The sequence below is a fragment of the Streptomyces sp. NPDC025638 genome, assembly GCF_055558775.1.
This window is the reverse complement of record NZ_JBVHLX010000025.1, coordinates 33622-55843: the sequence shown is the minus strand read 5'-3', so window position 1 is coordinate 55843 and position 22222 is coordinate 33622. Positions and strand designations below refer to the sequence as shown.

General features: G+C 67.8%; 17 protein-coding genes and 5 pseudogenes. 13 read left to right on the top strand and 9 right to left on the bottom strand.

Annotation, left to right across the window (positions count from 1 at the left end; all coding sequences use genetic code 11):
* Window positions 1-211: 211 nt before the first annotated feature.
* Entirely contained in the window at window positions 212-2095 is a 1884-nt protein-coding gene (locus ACZ4EG_RS41460) for a fatty acyl-AMP ligase (RefSeq protein WP_467794299.1), read from the top strand.
* Between the two features lie 71 nt (window positions 2096-2166).
* On the top strand, window positions 2167-3975 hold the full coding sequence (locus ACZ4EG_RS41455) for a fatty acyl-AMP ligase (RefSeq protein ID WP_467794298.1): 1809 nt from the start codon (window positions 2167-2169) through the stop codon (window positions 3973-3975).
* 107 nt (window positions 3976-4082) lie between these two features.
* Here ACZ4EG_RS41455 and ACZ4EG_RS41450 read toward each other — a convergent pair.
* Window positions 4083-5124: pseudogene (locus ACZ4EG_RS41450) on the bottom strand (IS110 family RNA-guided transposase); the annotation flags it as partial.
* 289 nt (window positions 5125-5413) lie between these two features.
* Here ACZ4EG_RS41450 and ACZ4EG_RS41445 point away from each other — a divergent pair.
* From ACZ4EG_RS41445 to ACZ4EG_RS41430, 4 genes and pseudogenes are all read left to right on the top strand, one after another.
* Window positions 5414-5832: pseudogene (locus tag ACZ4EG_RS41445) on the top strand (winged helix-turn-helix domain-containing protein); the annotation flags it as partial.
* A 142-nt stretch (window positions 5833-5974) separates the two neighbouring features.
* The gene (locus tag ACZ4EG_RS41440) at window positions 5975-8692 is read left to right on the top strand and encodes a hypothetical protein (protein WP_467794297.1); all 2718 of its coding nucleotides are present in this window, start codon (window positions 5975-5977) and stop codon (window positions 8690-8692) included.
* The gene (locus tag ACZ4EG_RS41435) at window positions 8689-9576 is read left to right on the top strand and encodes a hypothetical protein (protein ID WP_467794296.1); all 888 of its coding nucleotides are present in this window, start codon (window positions 8689-8691) and stop codon (window positions 9574-9576) included. The genes ACZ4EG_RS41440 and ACZ4EG_RS41435 overlap by 4 nt, the downstream gene beginning before the upstream one ends.
* Window positions 9577-10000: 424 nt before the next feature.
* Window positions 10001-10315: a hypothetical protein gene (locus tag ACZ4EG_RS41430; protein WP_467794295.1), complete on the top strand. Its 315-nt coding sequence runs from the start codon at window positions 10001-10003 to the stop codon at window positions 10313-10315.
* Between the two features lie 10 nt (window positions 10316-10325).
* Here the strand turns inward: ACZ4EG_RS41430 and ACZ4EG_RS41425 are convergent, their stop codons facing one another.
* Window positions 10326-11030 carry a UPF0158 family protein gene (locus ACZ4EG_RS41425; protein WP_467794294.1) on the bottom strand — a complete coding sequence of 235 codons (705 nt, stop codon included), beginning with the start codon at window positions 11028-11030 and terminating at the stop codon, window positions 10326-10328.
* A 191-nt stretch (window positions 11031-11221) separates the two neighbouring features.
* On the opposite strand from ACZ4EG_RS41425, the gene ACZ4EG_RS41420 reads away from it, so the two are divergent.
* Together ACZ4EG_RS41420 and ACZ4EG_RS41415 are read left to right on the top strand one after the other, a co-directional pair.
* Complete coding sequence (locus ACZ4EG_RS41420; RefSeq protein WP_467794293.1) at window positions 11222-11407, top strand: hypothetical protein; 186 nt, start codon at window positions 11222-11224, stop codon at window positions 11405-11407.
* A 184-nt stretch (window positions 11408-11591) separates the two neighbouring features.
* On the top strand, window positions 11592-12140 hold the full coding sequence (locus ACZ4EG_RS41415; RefSeq protein WP_467794292.1) for a hypothetical protein: 549 nt from the start codon (window positions 11592-11594) through the stop codon (window positions 12138-12140).
* 100 nt (window positions 12141-12240) lie between these two features.
* Here the strand turns inward: ACZ4EG_RS41415 and ACZ4EG_RS41410 are convergent, their stop codons facing one another.
* From ACZ4EG_RS41410 to ACZ4EG_RS41390, 5 genes and pseudogenes are all read right to left on the bottom strand, one after another.
* A complete protein-coding gene (locus ACZ4EG_RS41410; protein ID WP_467794291.1) occupies window positions 12241-12600 on the bottom strand; it encodes a hypothetical protein in 360 nt (119 codons plus the stop codon).
* A 115-nt stretch (window positions 12601-12715) separates the two neighbouring features.
* Window positions 12716-13237, bottom strand: a pseudogene (locus tag ACZ4EG_RS41405) (pentapeptide repeat-containing protein); the annotation flags it as partial.
* Window positions 13238-13281: 44 nt separating this feature from the next.
* Window positions 13282-14430, bottom strand: a complete 1149-nt coding sequence (locus tag ACZ4EG_RS41400; protein ID WP_467794290.1) for an ISAs1 family transposase — start codon at window positions 14428-14430, stop codon at window positions 13282-13284.
* An 87-nt stretch (window positions 14431-14517) separates the two neighbouring features.
* A complete protein-coding gene (locus ACZ4EG_RS41395; protein WP_467794289.1) occupies window positions 14518-14700 on the bottom strand; it encodes a hypothetical protein in 183 nt (60 codons plus the stop codon).
* Window positions 14697-15098: a hypothetical protein gene (locus ACZ4EG_RS41390; RefSeq protein ID WP_467794288.1), complete on the bottom strand. Its 402-nt coding sequence runs from the start codon at window positions 15096-15098 to the stop codon at window positions 14697-14699. Before ACZ4EG_RS41390 ends, ACZ4EG_RS41395 begins: the two co-directional genes overlap by 4 nt.
* On the opposite strand from ACZ4EG_RS41390, the pseudogene ACZ4EG_RS41385 reads away from it, so the two are divergent.
* The 3 genes and pseudogenes from ACZ4EG_RS41385 to ACZ4EG_RS41375 form a co-directional block, all read left to right on the top strand.
* Window positions 14985-15578, top strand: a pseudogene (locus tag ACZ4EG_RS41385) (hypothetical protein); the annotation flags it as partial. The gene ACZ4EG_RS41390 and the pseudogene ACZ4EG_RS41385 overlap by 114 nt on opposite strands.
* Window positions 15575-16264, top strand: coding sequence for a YdcF family protein (locus ACZ4EG_RS41380; RefSeq protein WP_467794287.1), 690 nt, complete (start codon window positions 15575-15577; stop codon window positions 16262-16264). The pseudogene ACZ4EG_RS41385 and the gene ACZ4EG_RS41380, both read left to right, overlap by 4 nt.
* The gene (locus tag ACZ4EG_RS41375) at window positions 16188-16940 is read left to right on the top strand and encodes a WbqC family protein (RefSeq protein ID WP_467794286.1); all 753 of its coding nucleotides are present in this window, start codon (window positions 16188-16190) and stop codon (window positions 16938-16940) included. Before ACZ4EG_RS41380 ends, ACZ4EG_RS41375 begins: the two co-directional genes overlap by 77 nt.
* A 359-nt stretch (window positions 16941-17299) precedes the next feature.
* Here ACZ4EG_RS41375 and ACZ4EG_RS41370 read toward each other — a convergent pair.
* Window positions 17300-17869, bottom strand: a pseudogene (locus ACZ4EG_RS41370) (glycoside hydrolase family 76 protein); the annotation flags it as partial.
* A gap of 176 nt (window positions 17870-18045) precedes the next feature.
* Window positions 18046-19557, bottom strand: a complete 1512-nt coding sequence (locus ACZ4EG_RS41365; protein ID WP_467794285.1) for a glycoside hydrolase family 3 protein — start codon at window positions 19555-19557, stop codon at window positions 18046-18048.
* Between the two features lie 284 nt (window positions 19558-19841).
* Here ACZ4EG_RS41365 and ACZ4EG_RS41360 point away from each other — a divergent pair, with 284 nt between their 5' ends.
* Both ACZ4EG_RS41360 and ACZ4EG_RS41355 read left to right on the top strand, forming a co-directional pair.
* The gene (locus ACZ4EG_RS41360) at window positions 19842-20915 is read left to right on the top strand and encodes a phytanoyl-CoA dioxygenase family protein (RefSeq protein ID WP_467794284.1); all 1074 of its coding nucleotides are present in this window, start codon (window positions 19842-19844) and stop codon (window positions 20913-20915) included.
* The gene (locus tag ACZ4EG_RS41355) at window positions 20897-22216 is read left to right on the top strand and encodes a DUF6271 family protein (protein WP_467794283.1); all 1320 of its coding nucleotides are present in this window, start codon (window positions 20897-20899) and stop codon (window positions 22214-22216) included. The genes ACZ4EG_RS41360 and ACZ4EG_RS41355 overlap by 19 nt, the downstream gene beginning before the upstream one ends.
* Window positions 22217-22222 lie beyond the last annotated feature (6 nt).

Below are 22222 nucleotides of genomic sequence, written 5' to 3'. Positions count from 1 at the left end.
GTCATGACGGTAGCCAGTGCGAGGCGCTTTCCGTAACGGTCGACGGACCGAACCGTGACGGCGACCGGAGGATGGCTTTCATCCGTCTTCCGGCTTACTCGAAGCTCGCCTCCGGTAGGGGGATGGACACCATCCCGCGGCGGATACCCGATATTTCTCTGCCGACTTAGCATCTCTTCGAGTGGAACCACCATGACGCACACGTACAGCAATGGCTGGATACGTAACCAAGTCCCGGCGGGTCAGTGGGGAAATGGCAGGGGCAATGCCGATGGCCGAGTCGAACAGGAGGACCACGATGTCAGAGGATGCCGTCACAGAATCCCGACTGGAGCCGACGACCTTGGTCGAGCTCTGCAGGTGTCGCGCGTTCAGGGAGCCGGATCGACGGATGTTCGCCTTCCTGGAGAACGGCGTCGAAGAATCCGACTCGCTCACCCTCGCCCAACTGGACGCCCGGGCAAGGGCAATCGCGGCGCGTCTGAGCAGGCAAGCCCCGCAGGGCGCCCGCGCCGTGCTGAGTTACCCGCCCGGCCTGGACTTCGTGTCCGCCTTCTTCGGCTGCCTGTATGCCGGCCTGATCGCGGTGCCGGCTCCTCCGGTGCTGCGCGTAGGTGTCGACGACCGGTATGCGCGCTTCAGGGCAATCGTCAACAGCTGCCAACCGGATGTGCTGCTGTCGAACGGGTCAAGGCTGAACCGTGTCGACGCGTTGCTGAAGGACATCTCCACACCACGCCGGCCGACCTCTGTGGCGACCGACGAGATCAGTGAGACGGACGCGTATGGCTGGAATGCCCCCGGCATCGGCCCGGACACGATCGCGTACCTGCAGTACACCTCCGGCACGACCGGTCCGCCCCGGGGTGTGGAGCTCACCCATGGCAACGTTCTGCACAACCTCTCGTTGATCTTGGCCAACGGTACCCGGGCCACGGACGACTTCGACCGGCTGCCGCCTGTTGTGTCCTGGCTGCCCGTGTTCCACGACATGGGACTGATCACCGGGGTCCTGCAGCCGATCTACGTCGGGTACGACGCCGTAATGATGCCGCCCTCGGCGTTCACCCAGCATCCGGTCAACTGGCTCCGCGCGATATCGGAACGCGGGGCGGGCATCAGTTCAGCACCCGGTTTCGGGTACGAGTTGTGCCTGCGGCGCGTCTCCGAGGAGCAGGTGCGTTCCCTCGATCTCAGCGCCTGGCGGATCGCGGTGGTCGGCGACGAGCCGGTGCGTGCAGAGATGATCGACCAGTTCAGTGCCATGCTCGCCCCGGCCGGCTTCCGCCGCGAGGCGTTCTTCCCGAGTTACGGCATCGCCGAGTCCACTGTCATGCTCAGCGGCGGGCCGGTGGAGCCCGAACCGGTGATCCGCCGGTTCGACGCGGTGGCGCTGGCGAAAGGCAAGGTGCAGCGAGCCGGTCCCGAGGACGAGGTGCGCCGGCTGGTCGGCCTGGGCCAGGTGCACCCGTCCATGACCATCGCGGTGGTGGATCCGGCCACCGGCGAACCGTGCGCCCCGGACGAGACAGGGGAGATCCTGGCGTCCGGACCGAGTATCGGTGCCGCGTACTGGAACGCCCCGAAGGAGACAGCGCGTACGTTCAACGCCACCGTGCGCGGCCACGAGGGCCGCCGGTTCCTGCGCACCGGCAGCCTGGGCTTCCTGGACGGCGGTCAGCTCTTCGTCACCTGCCGCGTGGACGACCTCATCGTCGTGGAGGGCATGCAGCACTACCCGTACGACATCGAGGCGACCGCGGCAGCAAGCCACCCCGCCATACGGGAGGGGTGCTGCTGCGCCTTCACCGCCGAGGACGGCGGACGCACACGCCTCGTCGTCCTGGCTGAGATCAACAGCCGGTACCGCGTCAAGACCGGCCCCGTCCCGGACACTCCGCCAGGTCCCCGCGCGACCCACACGGCCGATGAGGTCGAAGAAGCCGTCCGGGAGGCCGTCTTCGCCGGGCACGGCCTCCGGGCCGACGACGTCCTCCTGGTCAAGGCCAGTGCGCTGCCGTTCACCACCAGCGGCAAGTTGCAGCGTGCACAGTGCCGGTCCAGGTACCGGGCGCGGGCATTCGCAACAGTCTGAACCTCGCTCCATGCAGGGGGCGCGCGAACTGTCCACCGCCTTCTGCCTCTTCCTCCGTTTGGAGTGGTCATATGCGAACCAATCCCGAGCACGGTGTCCGACTGCCCGAGGCGGTGGCCGGCGAGCACGGTGCACTGCCGACGCTGGTCGACCTGTGCCGCACTCGTGCGGCAGCCGAGCCCGACCGGAAGAACTTTGTGTTCCTGGGCGACGGTGTCGAGGAATCAGAATCACTGACCCTGGCCGAACTCGACCGCCGGGCGCGGGCGGTCGCCGTGACGCTGCGACAGCAGGTTCCTGCCGCGCGCGCACGCGCGCTGCTGAGTTACCCGCCGGGACTGGACTTCCACGTCGCCTTCCTGGGCTGCATCTATGCCGGTCTGATCCCGGTGCCGGTGGCTCCGCTCGACGGGACGCGGAGCAATGCCAAATGGACCCGGGTGGAGTCGATCGCCGCGAGTTCCGAGCCCTCGCTGTTCCTGTCGACCGGTCCCATGCTTGCCGCCGCGGAGCACGTCCTCACCGACACCGACGGGCTCGCCCAACTCAACCGGGTGGCGACCGACGAGGTACCCCTGGACCTGGCCCGGGAGTGGACCCCACCGGTGGCCACCGCTGAGATGGTCGCCTATCTCCAGTACTCCTCGGGATCGACCGGTGTGCCGAAAGGCGTCGCGATCACTCACGGCAACGTGCTGAACAATCTGTCGTTGATATACGACAATACGCGTCGGTCTGCCGACGACGCCGGGCTGCCCCGACCGTCGTCGGTGTCGTGGCTGCCGCCGCACCACAACATGGGCCTCATCTGCAATGTCCTCGACCCCCTCTTCTCCGGCCGGGATGCCACCCTGCTGCCGACGATGACCTTCGTGCAGCGTCCGCTCACGTGGCTGCGGGCCATCTCCCGGCTCGGACGCGCGGACAGCTGCGCGCCGAACTTCGCCTACGACCTGTGCGTCCGCCGGGTGACGGACGCTCAGCGCCGGGAACTCGACCTCAGCCGCTGGGAGATGGCGCTGGTCGGAGGTGAGCCCGTCCGCTCCGATACGCTCGACCGCTTCAGCGCGGCATTCGCGGAGGCCGGCTTCCGGCGCGAGGCGCTGTCCCCCGCGTACGGCCTCGCCGAGGCGACAGTGATGGTCACGGCCGTGCCGGTCGGCCAGGCCCCGGAAGTCCTGCGGCTGGACCCCGAGTCGCTCGCCGCCGGAAAGGTGCGCCCAGCCGCGTCGGCACAGGACAGCCGGGAGTTGGTCGGCTGCGGCCCGATCCATCCGTTGAGCACGGCTATAACCGTGGACCCGGAGACAGGCAAGCCCTGCGGGGAGGACGAGGTGGGTGAGATCTTCGTATCCGGCCCGAGCGTCGCAACGGAGTATCTGAACGCTCCCAAGGAGACTGCCGAGACCTTCAGGGGGTTCATTCCCGATCAGCCGGGGGAGCGGTTTCTCCGTACTGGTGACCTCGGATTTGTGCAGAACGGGGAGCTGTTCATCACCGGCCGGGCAAAGGATGTCATCATCATCGCCGGTGCCAACCACTACCCGCAGGACATCGAGGCCACCGTTGAGGCCAGCCACCCGGCAGTCCGCGAGTTCGGTACTTGCGCGGTGTCGGTCGACGACGGCGCACACGAACGGCTCATCGTGCTCGCCGAGACGACGACGGCAGCCGAAGGCGAGACCGGTGATCAAGTGACCGCCCAGGAGATCAAGCAGGAGATCAGGCGCGCGGTCCATGCCGGACACCGCATCCAGGTACACGATGTCGTCCTCCTCAAGCCGGGGACGCTGCCGCTCACGACGACCGGCAAGCTGCAACGGCGCGACAGCCGGGACCGATACCTCGGCGGTTCCTTCGAGGCAGCCCTCATCGAATGACGGTGCGCCCTCTGCGCATCCGGTGCCCTGGCGGTGCCTTGCTGGCCAAGGCACCGCGCAGGTTCGCCGATGGCTAGGCAGCACACGTCCTGGTCGGCAGTCTTCGGCGCGAGCGCGATGATTGCCTGTCTGTGGCTCTTTCCCTCGGCTCTTTTGCGTTCGTAGAAGGCTTGGGAGACGGGGCAGGAGCGGGCGGCGACCATGGCCGACATGTAGAAGACCCGCATGAGGCGGCGGCTGTAGCGTCGAGGGCGGCGCATGTTGCCGCTGACGCGTCCGGAGTCTTTGGGGACGTGGGCCAGGCCGGCGACGCCGGCAACGCGATCACAGCTGCCGAAGACGCTCATGTCACCACCTGTGTGGGCGATGAACTCCGCTCCCAGCACGGGGCCGAGGCCGGGCATGCTCAGGACGATCTCGGCCGCGGGGTGGTCATGAAACCGGCCCTCGATCAGGGAATCGGTCTCGGCGATCTCCTCATCGAGGGCCATCACCTCCCTCGCCTGCTTGGCCACCATGACGGAGGCCAGCCTCTCGCCGGCGACGGCGGTGTGCTGGGCTTCGGCGGCCTCAACGGCTGTGGCAGCCACCTGCTTGTAGTTGCGGACCTTGCGGTTCTTTCAGCCAGGTCGCGAGCCGGTGTAGTCGAAGGCCCTTTCCAGTGCGGGGAAGTACTCCAGCAGCTGGGCCGCATTCGGTTGATCGTTCTGGTGCGGTCCGCAGCCAGGTCCAGGCGGCGGGACGTGAGGATGCCCAGGTCAACGGCGATGTCGTCGCTGCGGTGCATCGCTTCCAGGTCACGGCGCATACGGGCCTGATCAGCAATGATGAAGGCATCCTTGGCATCGCTCTTGCCGTCGCCCCGGTAGGAGCCCGAGGCGTGATGAACGGTGCGGCCGGGGATGTAGAGGACCTGCTGGCCGTTGTCGGTCAGCAGCGCGATCTCAGCGCGGCCCCGCCTGCGTTGAGATCTATCGCCCAGGTCACCGGCTCGCTGTCGCTCAGCTCCAGCACATCGGCGATCAGCTTGAGCAGTTCGGTCTCATGGTTTGCCACCCGCCGCGACAGTCTGCGCTTGCCGTCAGCGTCGATCACCGTGCAGTGGTGTGCGGCCTTGCCGGCGTCTGTGCCAGCCCAGAGTTCGGGCACCTTCACCCCCGAGATCGTTCCAGTTCTAGTCCCAGCAGACGACCTCGCCAGCGTGTCCTTACCAAGCGATCTTGCCGCGCATCCCAATCAGTGGCCGGGTCGTCGCGGGGCACCGGGCGGCCAATCAGTAGAAGCCACACGTTCGGCATGACTTTGACAGCCACACCCGGCGCCCCCGGGCCTCCCGATCCTACGAGTGACCGGAACCAACCCACCAACAACGTAAGGACCTTGTTGGCGTGATGTCGTGGTGGCTGACGAGCGGTGGTTGTCGCGGTATGTCGGTTACATGAGGTATCCGCAAGGGGGCGGGCTGACCGCGGAGCGACGGGCGTTTCGCGAGCACATCCGGATGCAGGCGGCCGAGTTATTCGCTCTGGGACACGACACTGCCGCGGTCGCCAAGCAGTTACGTGTCAGCGTGCGTTCGGTACAGCGGTGGCACCAGGCATGGGAGCACGGCAGAACATACGCCTTGGAATCGAAGGGCTAGCGTCCAGGCCCAAGCTGAGTGAGGCACTGTTGAAAGTACTCGAGCAGGAGCTGGCCAAGGGGCCGGTAGCGCATGGCTGGCCGGACCACACCTGGACGCTGGCGCGGATCAAGACGCTGATCGGACGTCGGTTCCACAAGAGCATGACGCTGTCGGCCATCGCTCAGATGCTGCACCGGCACGGCTTCAGCCACCAGGTCCCGGCCCGCCACGCGCGGCGTCACTCACTATCACCCCATGCGTCAGCTGCCGTCGCAATTCATGCGAGTTGCGTGTTCGCTCACCGTCTCCGCCGCTAGCCTGACGGCCGGTCCCCGGACACGGGGGTCTCATCGACTGCTCGGGGGGTGTCCGAACGTGCTGGTTCTCAGTTTTCTCGGCAAGTCCGCTTCCGCTTCGCTCGACAGCGGGTTCAGCGTCTGGAGCTACAAGGTCGAGTCCAATCAAGGGGGTTCGTCGGGGGCCGGCGAGCTGGCCGCGGGATTTCGGGTCGCGCTGAGCCTGCGCCGGGGCGTGGACGCGCGCGGCGGCGACCGCTACCCCGGCATCCTCCAACTGGCGGGCATCACCGTCCAGCAGGACGCTGTCTCGGGCCGGGTTCACGTCGTGCGGATGATCGACACACCCGGGCCCCAGACCCTGTCGTTCGCCGCGCCGACGGGCGAGAGCGCTGGGGACGTCCAGCTCGCCCGGGCCGCCGCGGGGCAGAATCTCGCGCCTGTGCAGTTCCTCGTCCCGGGCGTCAGCACACCGCAGTCCGTGCAGGTCCTGACCGTGCCGACCGAGGGAGCCTATGTGCCCAACGGCCGTGCGGCGGCTGACTTCCGCGGGGCCTACCCCTACGCGACCGAGGTCTTCGGCGTCTACCAGCCCCTGGCCGGCTGGTTCGGTCGGCAGGGTTCGCTGCGCGCTCTGCAGGGCCTCGGCCTGGCGCCACGGCCCACCGGTGCGGCGTTCTACGGGTCCGATGCCCGTTCCCTGCAGCACGAACAGCTTGCCGCCCTGGCGGAACAGGTCACGGCCGCTGCCCAGGGCGTCCTTTCGCCGGTCGGTGTGGTGAACCTCTTCCGGCAGTACTTCTTCGAGTTCGACAGTTTTCTCGGTGGACCTGTCGGCCACGTCTGGCTCAGCCCGGGCGGCACGGTTGAACTCGTCGAGACCAGCACCCGCAGGGTTCTCGTGGAGCGGACCAGTGAGCAGTCGGAGGAGGTCTCTCGCAAGGTTGAGGAAGGCCTTACTGAGCAGGACGACATCGCCGACGCAGTGAAGGAGGACAACGCCAACGACACCTCCCTCGGCATCAGCGCGACCGGCGGCGCCAACGCCGGCATTTACCACGCTGACGCCAGTGCCAGCTTCAGCCTGCACACAACCGTCCACAAGTCCTCTGAGGAGACCCATAAGCACAGCCGTACCCAAAGCTCCAAGGCGAGCAGTGAGATCAAGCGAAACTTCAAGACCACATTCAAGACGGTCACCGATACCACCGACACCTCAAGCCGCCGCTACGTCCTGCAGAACCCGTCCACCAGCCAGTTGGCCAATTACGAGCTGCGACGCAAGATGCGTAAGGTCGGCGTCCAGTTGCAGCACATCGGCACGCGCTTGTGCTGGCAGGTCTACCTCGACGCCCCTGGCCGCGACTTGGGGGTCGCCGAGCTGGTACACACCGTGGCGGCCCCGGAACTGTCCTCGCTGAAGGAGCCCGAGCCGCCGGCGCCGCTCGAAACCAAGATCACCGAGTTCACTGGGTCGTTCCCGGTGCGCAAGTATCCCGGCACCGAGAACGACATCCCGCCCAACGAGGACTTCCCCTTCCACGACGACGGCTCGGACCGGATCATCAGCCACAACAGAAACGACCACATGGTGGCCACGGCCCCCTTCACGGCGGATCCGCCGGCGCCCGGCTACACCCTGGTCCACGTCGCGGTGAAATCGGCCAAGTCCGGGGGCGGCGACGGCAAGTTCATCGCCGAGGAGCCCATCGCGATCAAGGACGCCGTGCACGGCCGGTTCGAGGTGATGGCCGACTTCCTGAACTCGGGCGACGCTCGCGTCCTACAGCTGACCTTCTCCCTGACCTGGAACCCGCCGGCGCAGAATCCGGCGCAGGCGCAGTACCTCGCGGACAAGGCCGACTATGACCGGAAGGTCGCGGCGATCCAGCACCAGGCTTACGGCGACGCGGTCCGCGATCGCGTGAAGCTGGTCTCCGCCATGCGTCCGCGCCACTCCGAGGACTTGCGCAGCGAGGAACGCCAGACCGTCTACGGCGCCCTGATCCGGGAACTGTCCCTCTTCGAGGACGCCCACCTCGGGTCCGAGCTGATCCGGCAGATCTTCGACGTGGACGAGATGCTCTACTTCGTCGCCCCCGACTACTGGCGTCCCCTGCCGGTCCCGGCCCCCGACCCGCTCCCGCACCCCACCCCGGCCACCGTCGGCCGCTATCCGGTCCCGCCGCCGCCCTGGGCCACGTCCGACCCCGCCGTTCTGGAGGGCCAGACCGTGGGCGGTTGGTACTCGCACACGGGTCAGGACAACGTGGTGGACCCTCTGCTGCACGCCACCCCTGAATGGCGCCTGAACTACCCCATCACCGAGGACAGTCAGCCCGCGCCGATGGGCAGCTCACTGGGCTGGCTCATCCAGATCGACGGCGACGAACGGCGCAACGAGTTCCTCAACGCGGCCTGGGCCAAGGCCGTGTTGCCGGTGCGACCCGGTCATGAGACTGAGGCGCTGGCCTGGCTGGCCGCGGCCGATGTGGAGGGTGAAGCGGCGCTCGATCTGCCCTATCCTTTCCAGCCCGGCGACCCGACCGAGTACCAGGGCAAGAAGGTCGGGGAAGTCCTCGGTCTGCTCGCCGCCGAACTGCAGCGGTCGAACCTCGACTTCACCAACGGCCTGGCGACCGAGCGGGTCTTCGAAACGGGCTTCGACCCGCTCCAGGGCGGATTCCGCCCGCCCGCCCCGTACGAGATCTTCGACCAATGGGTCGAAGTCCTACCCACCGACCAAGTGGTGGCGGTACAGGTCGCCTACGACCCCAAGACCGGGCAGCAACTGTGAGCCACTTCTGCTTCCAGGCCACCCAGACGCAACAACTGTCCCAGCTCACCCTGCGGGTGGGGGAGGAGGCGCGGCCGATCCTGTGGAAGGGAGTGGGGCCGGACGATCCCGTGCACACGGCCGTCTTCTTCCAGGACCCGACGGTGGTCTTCTTCGACGAGAAGGAGCCGGTGAACGCCCCGCAGCGGGCCTTCCGCAAACTGGAACTCACGGGACGGTCCCCGGGCACGGGACGGTTCCGGGCGGTCGAAGTGCCACGCACGGGCGATTTGAGAACGCTCGGCGAGATACAGATCGATGTACAGGACGTCGAGGACAAGGACGCCGACCTGACGTACTCGGGCAAGTTCCTGTACTGGCACAGATCCCAGCCCACCTTGGTCAAGACGGCGGGACGGCTTCTGTTCGCGGCGACGTCCGGAGACGAAACCTCCCAGATGGCCGCGTTTCAAACGATCAAGAACCGCGGGCCTCTGCCCGAGGGGCTCTACTCCTTCGTCACCTATGTCAATCCACGGCAGAACTCCGTGCGGGCGGCGAACCTGCGGGGAGACGCGGCCGTGATCAACCACCCGGGGGAGAGCGGCATCGAGTTCCTGCCCATCGGGGGCGCCGGCCCCACCCAACCCGCCTGGGGCACGTTTCGTGTCGCGCTGACCCCGGTCCGCGGCAACATGCACGGCCGCGACAGCTTCTACCTCCACAACTCGCACAAGGGGTTCAGCCACGGATGCATCGAGGTCGGGAGCTCGGCCGACGGTGACGACTTCTTCACCCTCCTGCTCGCCTACTCGGCCGAGAAGAGCAGGAAGCGGAGCCTGACCCTGCGCGTGAAGTACTCATACCCCGAACAGTTCACCCTGGGAGCCACGAAGAAGCCTTGAGAAGGAGCCCGGCAAATGAGCCCGGGGACGCAATCAGCCGGTGACCCATTCCCGCAGAGTCACCGGCTGATCATTCAAGGTGAGTGATGGGACTCGAACCCGCGGCAGCCGCACCGCAGCCGGGCAACACAGGCTGGCTGCTTCTAACGAGTCGCCAGCAAGACCACCGTGCGCCGGACCGAACTCCACGACTCCGAACCGATAGGCCTGGCGGCCATCGGTAGGCGTCGCGAGCGGGCAGTCTGTGCCTGATGAGCGCACGTTCGTGCCGTCGCGGCCCTGTCGGTGCCGGGAAGCCGGTGCACGCTACCAGGCAGCACGCTGGCCGTCGGGGCGGGAGGTACGATTGTCGTGGCTCGGGGCGGAGCGGACGACGGCTGACCGGGGGAGTGCAGGTGTGGGCTCCGTCGGTACCGTATTTCGTGTGGACGGGCAGTTGGGTGACGCGGAACTCGATGAGCTGGTCGCGCAGGCCACCGTGGACGCCTACGACGACGAGGAGCAGCTCACGGGCCTCTGCACGATGCTCGCAGAGCATCTGGCCGTTCCCTTCAAGACGGTGGTTCTCGGGGTCGAGGTCACCGTGAAGAAGGCCGACCTGCTGCCCGGCAGCCAGATCGTGGCGATCTGTACGCGAGGCAGGCACCGGCAGGCGATCGGCATTCTCGACCTTCCGTTGCCGGATCCGCCGCCCGAGGGGGTGGAGTGGATCGGAAGGTACCGGCACTGGGGCCTCTGAGGCCGCCCCGTCAGTGGTCGCTCGGTGGCGCCGGACGGTAGCCCTGATCGGCGAGCCAGGCCCGGACCCGGCCGTACTGCCGTTCCGCAGCGAACAGCTGGTACCGCTGCATCTGCGCCGGTGAGGTGGCGAGCATGTCCTTGAAGCGACGGAATGCCCCAGGGCCCTGGATCGCGATGCCGAGGAACCGGGCGAGGTTCTGGTCATCGAGGGTGGAGATGAAGTCCTCCATGTCGCGGTAGGCATCGCGCGATCCCTCGCACGGGACATGGAGCCACCGCTCGGTGCCTTCCGGTTTCTCCTCGTCCCACGACTCCTCGGAGTCCGCGAGGGCGGGCCGACACTCACCGGTGTCCAGGTCGATGCGGCCACCGCCCCAGGCCGGGTCGCCTTCGAGCAGACCGGAGAGTTCCTCCAGATCGACCGGCAGCGGCCGCAGCACCAAGACGGTACCGCCACTCACCGTGTCGAGCTGTTGGGCGAGCACCTCGTCTCCGGGCCAGCCCCGGTCGCTCAGGGTGGATGTGCACGCGATCGCCGTCTCCCGGGCGCCGGGCACGCCCTTGGAGACGGCTTCGGTGAGTGCGTCCCCGCACTGGTGCAGCACGTCGGCGGGGGCATGCCTACGCAACAGGGCGAGCAGTGACGGGCCGTTGGCGGTGTGGCAGGCGGCGCGGAGCGCCTTCAGCGCGTGGTCGGTCCATGCTGCGGGCATGCCCGCGAGGCTACGCCGAGGCAAGCTGCGAGCGCCATCGTCTCCGGTGCGACAACATGGTCGACGGCGCTTCCGGCTGTGCGCAGTCGGCTGCGCATGCAGATTGCGCAGGACCCGGACTTGTTGCGCAGCCGCATGCGCAACGAGTGCCGCCCGCGTTGCGCATCGGCGATTGCGCATGGGTCCGGAGCATGGTCTGCCTCCACCACCTCGCCGCCCTGCACACCTACTTCGTCCAGGCTGCGGCCGGCAGCGACCGCTGCGAGGTGCACCGAGCGGTCGAGATCGGCCAGCTCCTGCTGTGCCAAGCCGCAGGCCTGCTCCAGAGGCAGGACACCCGGTCGGCCTCGCCGAACTCATCGCCCGCGAGCGGCTGATGCTCCAACTCACCGACCACGTCGCCCGCACCGTCCCGCCCACCGGCGCTGAGGACCGCCCGGCTGACCCGGACCAGCCCTGCCAGCACACGCGCCCCCGGGCCGCGCGCCCGACCGGCCCCGAGCCGTCACGTCAGCACACCGACACACACCCATCACATCATCACGAGAGGGACACCACACCATGACCCAGACCAGGTCCGACCAGGCCGCTCGGACTGCGGACGTGTACCTCCTGTTCGCGCACGAGCCGTACTACCCCGGCCCCGGCGCCCAGGAGATCAACACCACCGTGGTGGCCGCTGCCTCCCTGCTCCACCCGCACGTACGCCAGCCCGACGGCTCCCGGATCCACGACCGTCTCACCCAAGGACGCAGGCCGGGCGAGATTATCCCGCTGGCCACGCTCACCCACGAACTGGGCGGCGGCGCCGACTGGCCGCAGGTCGGCGACTGGGAGAGCGTCACCACCGACCTGATCCAGTTGGTCCGGGAAGGGGAATGCGATGCCCTCAGCCTCGGCCTGCCCGAGATCGAGCGCGCCCTGATCTGCACCGGGCCCCACAGCCACATCCGTATCCAGGACGCGGCAGCCAGCCAGCTGATCGACTACGGGCCGACCGAACGCGCTGCAGTCCTTGCCGAGATCGACAAGGTCCTCGCCTCCCTCGTGGGCGAGCGGGCCCTGTGGCCCGGCGACGGCCTCCTGCCCGCGCACGTGCGCCGTGCATAGGACCACCAGCTTGGTGGCGCGGGCATTGGCCGACGACGATGTCTCCGCTTCGGTGTCCGAGACGGTCCATACGGCAGCTGCGGGGTGTCGCGAGGCTGGTTCAGGCTGAGGGGACGTCGATTTCGCGGATGCCCCCTCCGGGGCCGGTGGCAAGGTACTCCAGGAGCAGGATGAGGGCGTTCGCGGCCAGTTCCTGTGCGTGCTCGTTGCTGAACTCGCCGGTGCAGGGCTCGTCTTCGTCGGTGACGTCGGCCGGCTCGAAGGTGGTCTCCCACGTGCGGTGGGCTGGCCATTGATCGGCTCGGGTGGTGAACCGGATGCGGATCGGCCAGCTGTTCCCGTCTGCGGTGACGTCGATGACGTGGATGGTGCCGGACTGTGGGCTGCCGATGGAGCGCCCGCGCAGCGCGTCAGCGGTCATCTGTGCGGCGCGGGCGGACGAGAAGGACGTGGCGGTCATACCGGGAGGTTAGTGCGGGGACGGGCGGTGTGCGCTCCGTCCCCGCGTCCGGTCAGCAGCGTCGGGCGCCGAGCGGGTGTGGATCCATGATGACGATGCATTGATCTGTGCCGGCCTACCGCTTGACGCGTCCGCGGACGGCGAGGCCGAGCAGGACAGGTTCGCTGAACCGGCTGATCATCTCAGCATAGGTGCCGGCGGTGGTGAGGTCTTGGCCGCTGGAGCGGAAGACAACACTATTGATCACTACGCGCAGCGACTTCTCGAACCGCTCCGTGGTCAGCCGTTCGTGCGGTGGCCCGGTGGGGTTGACGGGGTCGGGGGTGCTCGTGGTGAGTCTCACGGAGTTTCCGGGGGCCGCTTGGCGGCCGGCGATGACGGGCTTCGGCTCGTCTTTCGGGATCCCCCAGAGCATCATCGCCAGGAGCGTGCTCGTCATCGCAAGCAGCAGCCACCCGAGGGCCCGAGTCGCACGCAGCCCGTAGCCGGACAAGGCCCAGTAGGCGGTCAGTAGGCTCCGCTCGGCCTGCGGCGTGGCAGGATCGCGGCGGCGCATTTCCATTTCGCCATAGTAGAAGTCTGCCGCTCCGGGTTCATTTTTATTATCTTCAAGGGATTTGCGTAGCGCTCGGTATACGGCAGGGCTGATTCAAAGTCCTGGTGATCATGTATCGGTGCAGGTCAAGCGAGTCCGAGCAGGTCGAGCGGGTGAGTGAAGGGCGCGTAGGAAACCTGCCGTAGCCCGGCGGCGATGCTGCGGTGACCGGCGTCGCGGAGCGTGTTGACCGCGAGGTTCCGCAGTGTGGCCATGTTCGCCGGGCCGTGCCCGGTGCGGACCTTGGATGCGTCCTCGGCGAAGGTTGTATCTCTGACGTGGTGCACGGACTCGATGCCCCAGTGTGCGCGGGCGAGTTGCCCGAGATGCTGCGGGGATGCCTGACGGGAGGTCATGTCGGTGATCGCATAGACCGTCTGCCGGGTGGTCTTCCCGCTCTTGACGTCGGTGCGGTAACGGTGGATCTTCACGGCCTGCGCGACGTGCGGGAAGTCCAGGCCGAGGCCGGTGACGGTCAGCGCACGCACCGAGCGGGTCTCGTGCCGGCCGTGTCCCTGCTCGCGGTCGTGGCGCACCGCGGTGCATTCCTTCCACGGCAGGGCGCGCAGCGCGGTGTGCAGGCGCGGCTGGTTGCGCTTGACCACGAGCACGAAATGGGCCTTCTTCTCCTGTACCAGGTAGCGGGCCTGTTCGCGGCTGGTGTGCAGCGCGTCGGCGGTGACCGTGCAGCCGGTCAGGTCGAAGGGCGCCAGCAGCGCGGGCAGGGCGGTGACCTCGGTGGTCTTGTCCGGCACCGGGAGCTGGGAGACCACGCGTCCGGAGCCGGTCAGGGCAGACAGCAGGTGAACGGCGTCGTCGGTGTCGGTGCGCGAGCCGCGGGCGGTCTTGCCGTCCACGGCCACCTGCTCGGCGCCGACCGGGGCGGAGCCGAGCAGATCGGCCAGCCCGCCGGGGCACACCAGGGTGAGCACACGGCGGATCGTGGATGTGGCAGGCGCGCGCCGGATGCCGAGCGGGCCCCGGGACGGGATGCCGAGACGGGCGAGACAGTCCTGCGGGGCATTGCGCGCCCACTGGCCGATGGCCAGGTAGGAGCGGGCCCCGGCCAGCACCGCGCAGGCCGCGGTGAGCAGGACCGACACCAGCGAGTGCCGACGGCCACGGCGGTCGCGCAGGTCGAGCAGTGTCGCCAACCGCTCGGCGACGTCGGGCAGTTCACGCTGGCGCGGCGAGGGCGACTTGGTCAGGCAGACAGTGGCAGACTGGCGGCACATCGAGGCTCCGGTGATACAGGGCGACTTGGTAGGTCACCCCGTCAACCGGAGCCTCGTTGTCTTCGTGACGGCCCACCGGCCACCCCGTCACACCTCCGTGACCAGCAACGCTTCGTGATCACCAGGACTTTGAATCAGCCCTGGCCCGCTGGGCGGGCAGAACTGCCCGTCGGCGTAGCCGGTGTTGGCGCGTTCCATGAGCAGGATGCGCCCGTCGGGCTGGCGTAGGAGTACGTAGACGTCGACGACGCTCTGGTAGCGGTTCTTCATGTTTTCCTTCCCTGATCGTGGTTGAGGTTCTTGGTCAGTTCTCGATGGACAGCGCGGGCAGCGCTCAACTCCTCCTCCTGCTTTTCGAGTTGTGGGAGCAGGTCGAGGTTTTCCTGTTGGCGTTCCGTGATCTGGGCCTGGAGCTTGTCAATGGCGGCGGGAGGGCCGACGTCGCTGCTGCGCCAGTCCTGCTCGCCGAGGTCTTGGAGAGACGTTGTTCGCGCTGCCGGGATTGCGCCGTGAAGCGGGCCATCTCGGGTTAGCGGAGAGCACGTCGGCCTGGAGTTCTTGGCCCACTCTCCGCCCGGCACTCCTACTCGACCGCCTGCGCCATGTTCACCGAACTTGATATCCCGCGCCGAGTGGCCCAGATCGAACTCTCCCTTGCCGTCGTCCAAGAGATGTCCGGCCAGCTGCAAGCCTCCGCACGTCAGTACGAACTCCTCGCCACGGACGAGCGTTTAAGCCCCCGTGATCGTGTCAGGGCTCGCCTCTGGGTGGGCACGGCCCTGAGCAAGGAAGGCAACAACGAGTACGCCACCCAGGTCATGACGGCCGCTACCCGAGCCTTCGAGGACTTGGGCGAGCCGGACGACTGGTCGGTCGCCCACCAGAAACTGGCCCTGGCCCACCGTGGTGCCGGCGACCTGAAGCAGGCACTGCACTACATCGACATCGCGCGCACCACCGGCACGGTCGACTCCCCGATGCAGCGTGTGCGGCTGGACACCGCCTACGGGCACATCCTTCTGTCAGACGCGGCGACCCGCAATGATGGGCTGTCCGTCCTCGAGCAGGCGGCACAGGTGGCCCGGCAGTACGGGCTGAGCCACCAGCTGCGCAGCATCGAGGGCATCCGGAAGGACCAGCAGGGATGAGCCAGGGAGTGTCAGTGCCGGAGCACGAGCAGCGCCAGATCACCGACGAGCAGTTCCACGACGCGATGCTGATCTGGAACTACCACCAGATGGGACACGAGCAGCGGCCCTGTTCGGCGGCGATTGGCCTTGGCAGCCACGACCTCGGCGTGGCTACCGCCGCCGCTGACCTGTACCGCGTGGGGCTGTTTCCCGTTCCGGTCTTCAGCGGCGGCAACAGTCCGACCACTCGCGCGCGTTTCCCGCGCGGCGAGGCGGTCCACTACCGCGAGTACGCGCTGAGCCTGGGTATGCCGGATGAGGCGATCCTGGTCGAACCGAGGGCCGCCAACACCGGCCAGAACATCACCTTTTCCCGCGAGGTGCTGGCTGAGGCCGGGGTGGAGGTCGAGTCGCTGCTGCTGATTTCCAAGCCGTACATGGAGCGCCGCTCGTACGCGACCTGCCGCAAGCTGTGGCCCGGGGTCGAGGTCGTGTGCGCCTCCGAGCCGCTGGAGTTGGACGACTACATCAAGTCCATCGGCGACGAGAAGCTCGTCGTCGACATGCTCGTCGGCGACCTGCAACGGGTGATCGAGTACCCGAAGCTCGGCTTCGCCCTCGAGCAGGATGTACCGGGGGATGTGTATGACGCGTACGAGCGCCTCCTGGGCGCCGGCTTCGACAGCCGCCTCATCAGCACCTGATCCATCCTGCGTCGGACCGCCGGGCGGGGTGTGCGCGATCCATCAACCGAACCTGTTTCCCCGGCTGTCCACGCTCGCCAAGCTCTGTGCCGCCGACCGCTGGATCGTCCTCGACAACGTGCAGTTCGCCCGGCGCGACTACCAGCACCGCACGCGGCTCGCCTCGCTGGAAGATCCTGGTCGGCAGCAGTGGCTCACGCTTCCGACGCACCTTCCCCACGGACGCGCGACACTGATCAGCCAGGCGCGGCTCGTTGATCCCCGCCGCTCACGCCGGAGAGTCGAGCTACTCGTAGGCCAGTACTACCGCCGTAGCCGCCACTGGGGTGCCGTGCGTGAGGTTCTGGACCCGGTCCTGGATGCGCTGGACTCCACAGAGCGCGTGGCGGGCATCGCGAGAACATCGACGATCGCCCCGCTCGCCGTTCGTGACTGGCCTGGGGAGGTGCTGGACAGCAGTGACATCCCGGCACGTCAAGGCCGTTCCGAGCGTCTTGCCGACCTTGCGGCGGCTCGGGCAGTGCCCACTATCTGTGCGGGACCGGTGGTCTGCGCTACCTCGACGTTGGTCCATTCGATGCCTACGGCATCCCCGTGCTGCCCTTTCACCTGCCTGCGGTTTCGGATGAGCCGCTCTGGCGGTAGGCCGGGCGATCCAGCAGCCTCTGGGCCCTGAGCAGGATCGGGCACAGGGAGATGGCAAACCAACTGACTGAACGACGAGATGCTGTGCGCCGCGGAGCCCCTGCGTGATCGCGTCGCCGCCTCGGGCAAGAACCACCGTCCTGTACGCCTCTGCGTGCGCATGTGGCATCGCCGGTGGCGTCTGCCGGCCGACCGTCATGGCCAGACAGGATCCGGATTCGTTGCGCAGCCCCGATTGCATACGACCTGGAGTAGCGAGGGGACGCCTGGTTGGGCCCCTGGTCGGGTTCATGGTCGGCCTGACCACGGGAGGGTGGATGTGCTTGTTGTGGGATTGTGACTGGTGGTCGGGGCTGGTGGTCGCCCTCTTAGTCGGGGGTGCCGGGCGAAACGGATGTTGTCGATGATCGCGGTGAGGGCGTTCGCCGAGTTCCACCAGCCGGTGGTGTCGAACAGGCCGGTTCCGTAGTTGTAGAAGGTCATGAGGCCGGTGGCCGCCGCGGTGCGCGGCTCGCCCGCGTTCCAGGTGGTGCGGGCCCATGGAGTGCACGCGATCTCGGCGCGGTCGCCACCCTTGCCGCAGGCGCGCAGGGCACCGACGCCGAGGTCGTTCCAGTCGTCCACGTTGTACATGAGCGTGCGCCAGCCACGCTGACCGGTGGGCACGATGGTGTCGCCGAGCATGCTGCCCGAACTTCAGGTGCGGCCGCCGTCGAAGGAACGGTCGAGCCACACCTCGTCGCCCGGGTTGCCGTTGCCGATGGACGCCCAGCCCATGGCGTCGACGTCGTCGAAGTGCAGGACGATGGAGCGTGCGTAGATGCTCGCCGTGACCGGCGTGCGGTCGCCCGGAGAGAGCGCGGGGTCACGGGTGTCGCAGTACTTGTTGCAGATGGTGGCTGCCGCGGAGGTGCCTGCGGCGGACGCCGGGGGCGTGAGGGGCACGAGAACGGTGAACAGTGCCGGGCCGAGCGCTGCCGCCAACCGGCTCAGGGGGCAACTTCTGGGTCTCTGTGCAGGGGTCACGAGACCTCCCTGCTTGGAGGGACGGATGTGAGAGCGCTCTCGGAAGGTAGGAAAGAGCCGAGTGACCGTCAATATCTGCTAGCGGTACGGAAGTTGCCCCTTCGCCTGCATTAGAGGGCACCCGCCAGGACCTCTGCGGCGGCCACCCCCGACGCGGCGGTGGCGCCGTGTGTGAAGATCTGAGCCGCTCCGGGAACAGGGGCGCCCGGCAGGCCCATCTCCACGACGATCGCGTCGGGACGTGCCGTGACGAGGTCGGCGAGGGCGCGCGCCATCCACGCGTGCCTAGAGGCGTCGCGGACGACCACGACCAGGGGTCGTCCCGCGGCGGGCGCCAGTGCGTGCGTCTCCAGGGCGGTGGTCCGTGACCGCAGGTCCTCGCGGCGTACCCGGACAGAGGTCGTTCCGGGCAGCCGTTCGCCCAGTGGGGTGGCCACGCCCCAGGGGGTCTCCTTGCCGATGGCCAGGTTGGTGGGGGGTACGAGTTCCACGACGTGCGGTGCGTTGACCAGGGGCAGGACGTGCTGTACGGCTCCGTGCAGGCGGATGGCCCGGCGGGCGGCCGCGAAGCCGATGCTGCCGGCGTCCCAGTCTGCGGCATGGGTCGGGCGCAGGCTCGTCGACCAGGACGCGAACTCCCGGACCCGGCGGGCCGCTTCCTCCAGCCGTTCCTCAGGAAGATCCCCCGATACGACGGCGTCCGAGAGGGCGTCCACGAGCAGGCTGGCGGTGGCCGCCTCCGCGTTCTCGCCACCGACGCAGACGGCGTCGGCACCGGCGGCAACGGCTCTGACCGTGGCCCCGCCGATCCCGTAGAGGTGGGCCACGGCACCCATCTCAATGGCGTCGGTGACGATGATGCCGTCGAACCCGAGCTCCTGACGCAGCAGTTCGTCCAGGATGCGCCGGCTCAGGGTGGCGGGCAGGTCGGGGTCGTAGGCGGGGACCAGCAGGTGGCCGCTCATCACCGCACGGACGCCCGCTTCGAGAGCGGCGCGGAACGGTGGCAGGGCCTGGGCGGCGATCTGTGCGCGGTCGGCGTCGTAGACGGGCAGGCCGTGGTGGGAGTCGACGGCCACGTCGCCGTGGCCGGGGAAGTGCTTGGCGCAGGCGGCGACACCGGCCGACTGGAGTCCCCGGATCCAGGCGCCGGTGTGCCTTGACACCACCTTGGCGTCGACGCCGAAGGACCTGACCCCGATGATCGGGTTGTCGGGGTTGGAGTTGACGTCCGCGCTGGGCGCGTAGTCGAGGCTCACACCGGCGGCGTGCAGCTGGCGGCCCAGGTCGGCGGCGACGGCCTCGGTCAGCTCGGTGTCGTCGACCATTCCGAGGGCGAAGTTGCCCGGCCGGGTAGAGCCGGTCGCGGACTCGATCCGGGTGACGTCGCCGGCCTCCTCGTCGATCGCGATGATCAACTCGGGGTTCTCCACGCGTAGTCGGCCGGTCAGCCGGGCTACCTGTGCGGGCGTGACGATGTTGCGGGAGAAGAGCACCACCGATGCCAGCCCGTCGGCGATCTCGCGCAGCACCCAGTCGGGCGCCTCGGTGCCCACGAAACCCGGCTGCAGCACGGAGCGCGCCAGTCGTCGCAACTCCATGCCGTGCTTGCTGGAGACCATCGCATGCGCCCTTCTGGTTGGTACAGACCAATACGCCTCCGCTCAGGCTAACCGCTCGTGTCAAGTGGGCCCGAATCGAGCCTACTTGGCGAAAACGCGCCCTCAGCTGGGATGTTTGACACGTCGAGTTGGTCTAGTCCAAGTTGGTGGCACGCGAGTTCGAAGAGGGGCTGGTGTGGCCCGTGGTGCAGTGATCCTGCCGGAATGGCCACCGCCCTTCACTCCGCGCAGTTGGTGACCCTGTTGGGGTCGCCGGTACCTGAGATCGAGGTGTGGAGCACCGTATGCCCACGACTGACCGTTATCTCCATCGAGCCCCTTCGAACATCCCCTACTTCAGCTCGGACGGCGAGACCTATCTCGCCCAGACACCCCTGCGGGACCTGAAGAAGACCCGCCCGCTGCGCGTCCTCTCCGAGGAGGACTTCGCCTTGTGGCAGACCTGCGGCTACGTCGTGGTGAAGCAGGCGATCCCCGCCGCCCATGCCCGACAACTGCTGGACTTCGCCTGGGCGTTCCAGGGACTCGACCCCGAGCGTCCGGAGACCTGGTACGAGGACCGCGAGTACCGCTGCGACCTGGACCGGGAACTGCACATCTACGGCTTCGTCGAGGCCTATCACCACCAGCTCATCTGGGACAGCCGCCAGACGCAGCGGGTCTACGACGCGTTCGTCGACGTCTGGGACTGCGAAGAGCTGTGGGTGACGCTCGACCGGCTCAACCTGAACCCGCCCAACATCAAGAGCCGTGACCGGGCCCTGATCCCGCGCACCGCGCAGGGCTTCGACATCGAGCTCCACTGGGACGTCGACACCACACTCGGCATGCTGCCGCAGCGAGTTCAGGGGATCATCGCCCTGAACGACACCAGGCCTGAACTCGGCGGCTTCCAGTGCTGCCCCGAGCTGTTCAGGCAGTTCGACCGGTGGAAGGCACTCCAGCCGGACGACCGCGACCCGATCCGGCCCAGGATCGACCGCGCGGAGTTCCCCGTGGTGCGACCCGAACTCGAGGCCGGCGACCTGCTGATCTTCAACGGCCTGCTCGCGCACGGCGTGGCACCGAACACATCCGACGGCAAAGTGCGTGCGGTCCAGTACCTGTCGATGATGCCGGCGCTGGAGTCCCACCAAACCCTGCGGCGTTCCCGGGCCGATTCGTGGCGCACGCTCAGCACTCCGGACTGGAACGCGACGCTGCTCGGCGACGCCACAAAACACGAATCCCTGCGGTACGGCAGGGCCCACCTCGACGAACTCGGGGCCAAGCTGCTGGGCCTCACATCCTGGAGCGGGGCAGACCTCGACGAGGCGGTCGAGCCGGCCGGAGAAGAGACATGCGCCGAATTTGTCTGACCCTGCCGACCAACAGGCCCTGCACGGCGACCATCGCGGCCGTGGCCGAGGAAGCGGCCTACGCCACCGAGCACTTCGACACCGAGGTGCACCTCCTGATCCTGGACTCCTGCGCCGCGCCCGTGTACGCCGAACACGCCGAGGCCGTGCGCCGCATAACCGGCGATCCGCGGATCGCCATACACCATCTCGACGAGGCACGGCAGCGGGACTTCCTCCGGCGGGTGATCGACCGGGCCGGAGCGATGAAGCCCGACCTCCTGCTGGATCTGATGCTCCCGGCCGCCGTGTCCTACGGCGCCTGCACCAACCGCGCGTTCCTCGTCGCCGCCGCGCTCGGCTGCCAGTCCGTCCACCGCAGGGACTCCGACAGCCGATACCAGGTCGTGAACGGCCGGACCATCTTCCCCATCCACCACGAGCTGATGTCGCTCGGCAGGCGCGCGGCCGACGCTGCGCCCCACGTCACCGAGATCGCACTGGCCACCGACCACATGAACCGAAAGGTCGCGATGGTCGGCAGCTCCTTCGTCGGCGAACTGTCCGTGGACATCGGCGAGATACTCCGGATCGACCCCGACGTCTACCACGACATGGTCGGTCTGTGGGCGCCCGTGCACTGGTCCGGCGAGCAGAAGAGGCAACTCGTAGACGAGTCCTTCCGGGGCGCGGACACGGACGCCTTCACCATGGACCACTCCACGCTGACCGCGGTCGACCCCATGCGCGTGGACATGTGCAACATCGCCTTCCACGGCGTGCACGAACGCGTGCCCCTGCCGCCCGCGACCGACACGATCGGCAGCGACTACTTCCTGATCCACCTGGTCCACGCCGCCGCACTGCCGGGCGTCCTGCACAACCGGAACATCGTCAACTTCTACACCGGCGAACGCCGCACCGACTCCGGGTTCATGTCCTACCAGCTGCGCTTCGTCAAGTTCCTGCTGTCGATGCTCTACTTCAACTTCGTCTACGACCAAATGGCCCGGACCGGCGCGTCGTTGCTCGATGAAAGGGGCCAGGTGCGGGCGTCGGCCGTAGCCCTGCTGGCGAGGGAAAGCGCAGGGCTCGACCAGAGCGAGAACGTCTACCGGCTGGACGTCCTCGACGCCGCGTTCCGCAAACTGGGCGGCAGATACGCCGAGTTCGCCGACCTCCTGTGGCAGCGCCGCGCCCGCCTCCTCGACGAAGCACGCAGCGACATCGAGGACTTCGCCCTGCTGGTGGAGGCATGGGAGCCGCTGGTGCGGTCGGCCGCGCTCACCTCCGTCGTTCCGGCGCCCGGGCAGCAACGGTGAGAGCGC

What these genes read in the sequence shown, in the direction of transcription:
- ACZ4EG_RS41400 (WP_467794290.1), bottom strand. Translation starts at nt 14,430, where the DNA reads ATGTGCCGCCAGTCTGCCACTGTCTGCCTGACCAAGTCGCCCTCGCCG.
- ACZ4EG_RS41410 (WP_467794291.1), bottom strand. Translation starts at nt 12,600, where the DNA reads ATGACCGCCACGTCCTTCTCGTCCGCCCGCGCCGCACAGATGACCGCT.
- ACZ4EG_RS41360 (WP_467794284.1), top strand. Translation starts at nt 19,842, where the DNA reads ATGCCCACGACTGACCGTTATCTCCATCGAGCCCCTTCGAACATCCCC.
- ACZ4EG_RS41420 (WP_467794293.1), top strand. Translation starts at nt 11,222, where the DNA reads ATGGTCTGCCTCCACCACCTCGCCGCCCTGCACACCTACTTCGTCCAG.
- ACZ4EG_RS41365 (WP_467794285.1), bottom strand. Translation starts at nt 19,557, where the DNA reads ATGGTCTCCAGCAAGCACGGCATGGAGTTGCGACGACTGGCGCGCTCC.
- ACZ4EG_RS41455 (WP_467794298.1), top strand. Translation starts at nt 2,167, where the DNA reads ATGCGAACCAATCCCGAGCACGGTGTCCGACTGCCCGAGGCGGTGGCC.
- ACZ4EG_RS41375 (WP_467794286.1), top strand. Translation starts at nt 16,188, where the DNA reads ATGTACCGGGGGATGTGTATGACGCGTACGAGCGCCTCCTGGGCGCCG.
- ACZ4EG_RS41460 (WP_467794299.1), top strand. Translation starts at nt 212, where the DNA reads ATGGCTGGATACGTAACCAAGTCCCGGCGGGTCAGTGGGGAAATGGCA.
- ACZ4EG_RS41425 (WP_467794294.1), bottom strand. Translation starts at nt 11,030, where the DNA reads ATGCCCGCAGCATGGACCGACCACGCGCTGAAGGCGCTCCGCGCCGCC.
- ACZ4EG_RS41355 (WP_467794283.1), top strand. Translation starts at nt 20,897, where the DNA reads ATGCGCCGAATTTGTCTGACCCTGCCGACCAACAGGCCCTGCACGGCG.
- ACZ4EG_RS41380 (WP_467794287.1), top strand. Translation starts at nt 15,575, where the DNA reads ATGAGCCAGGGAGTGTCAGTGCCGGAGCACGAGCAGCGCCAGATCACC.
- ACZ4EG_RS41395 (WP_467794289.1), bottom strand. Translation starts at nt 14,700, where the DNA reads ATGAAGAACCGCTACCAGAGCGTCGTCGACGTCTACGTACTCCTACGC.
- ACZ4EG_RS41415 (WP_467794292.1), top strand. Translation starts at nt 11,592, where the DNA reads ATGACCCAGACCAGGTCCGACCAGGCCGCTCGGACTGCGGACGTGTAC.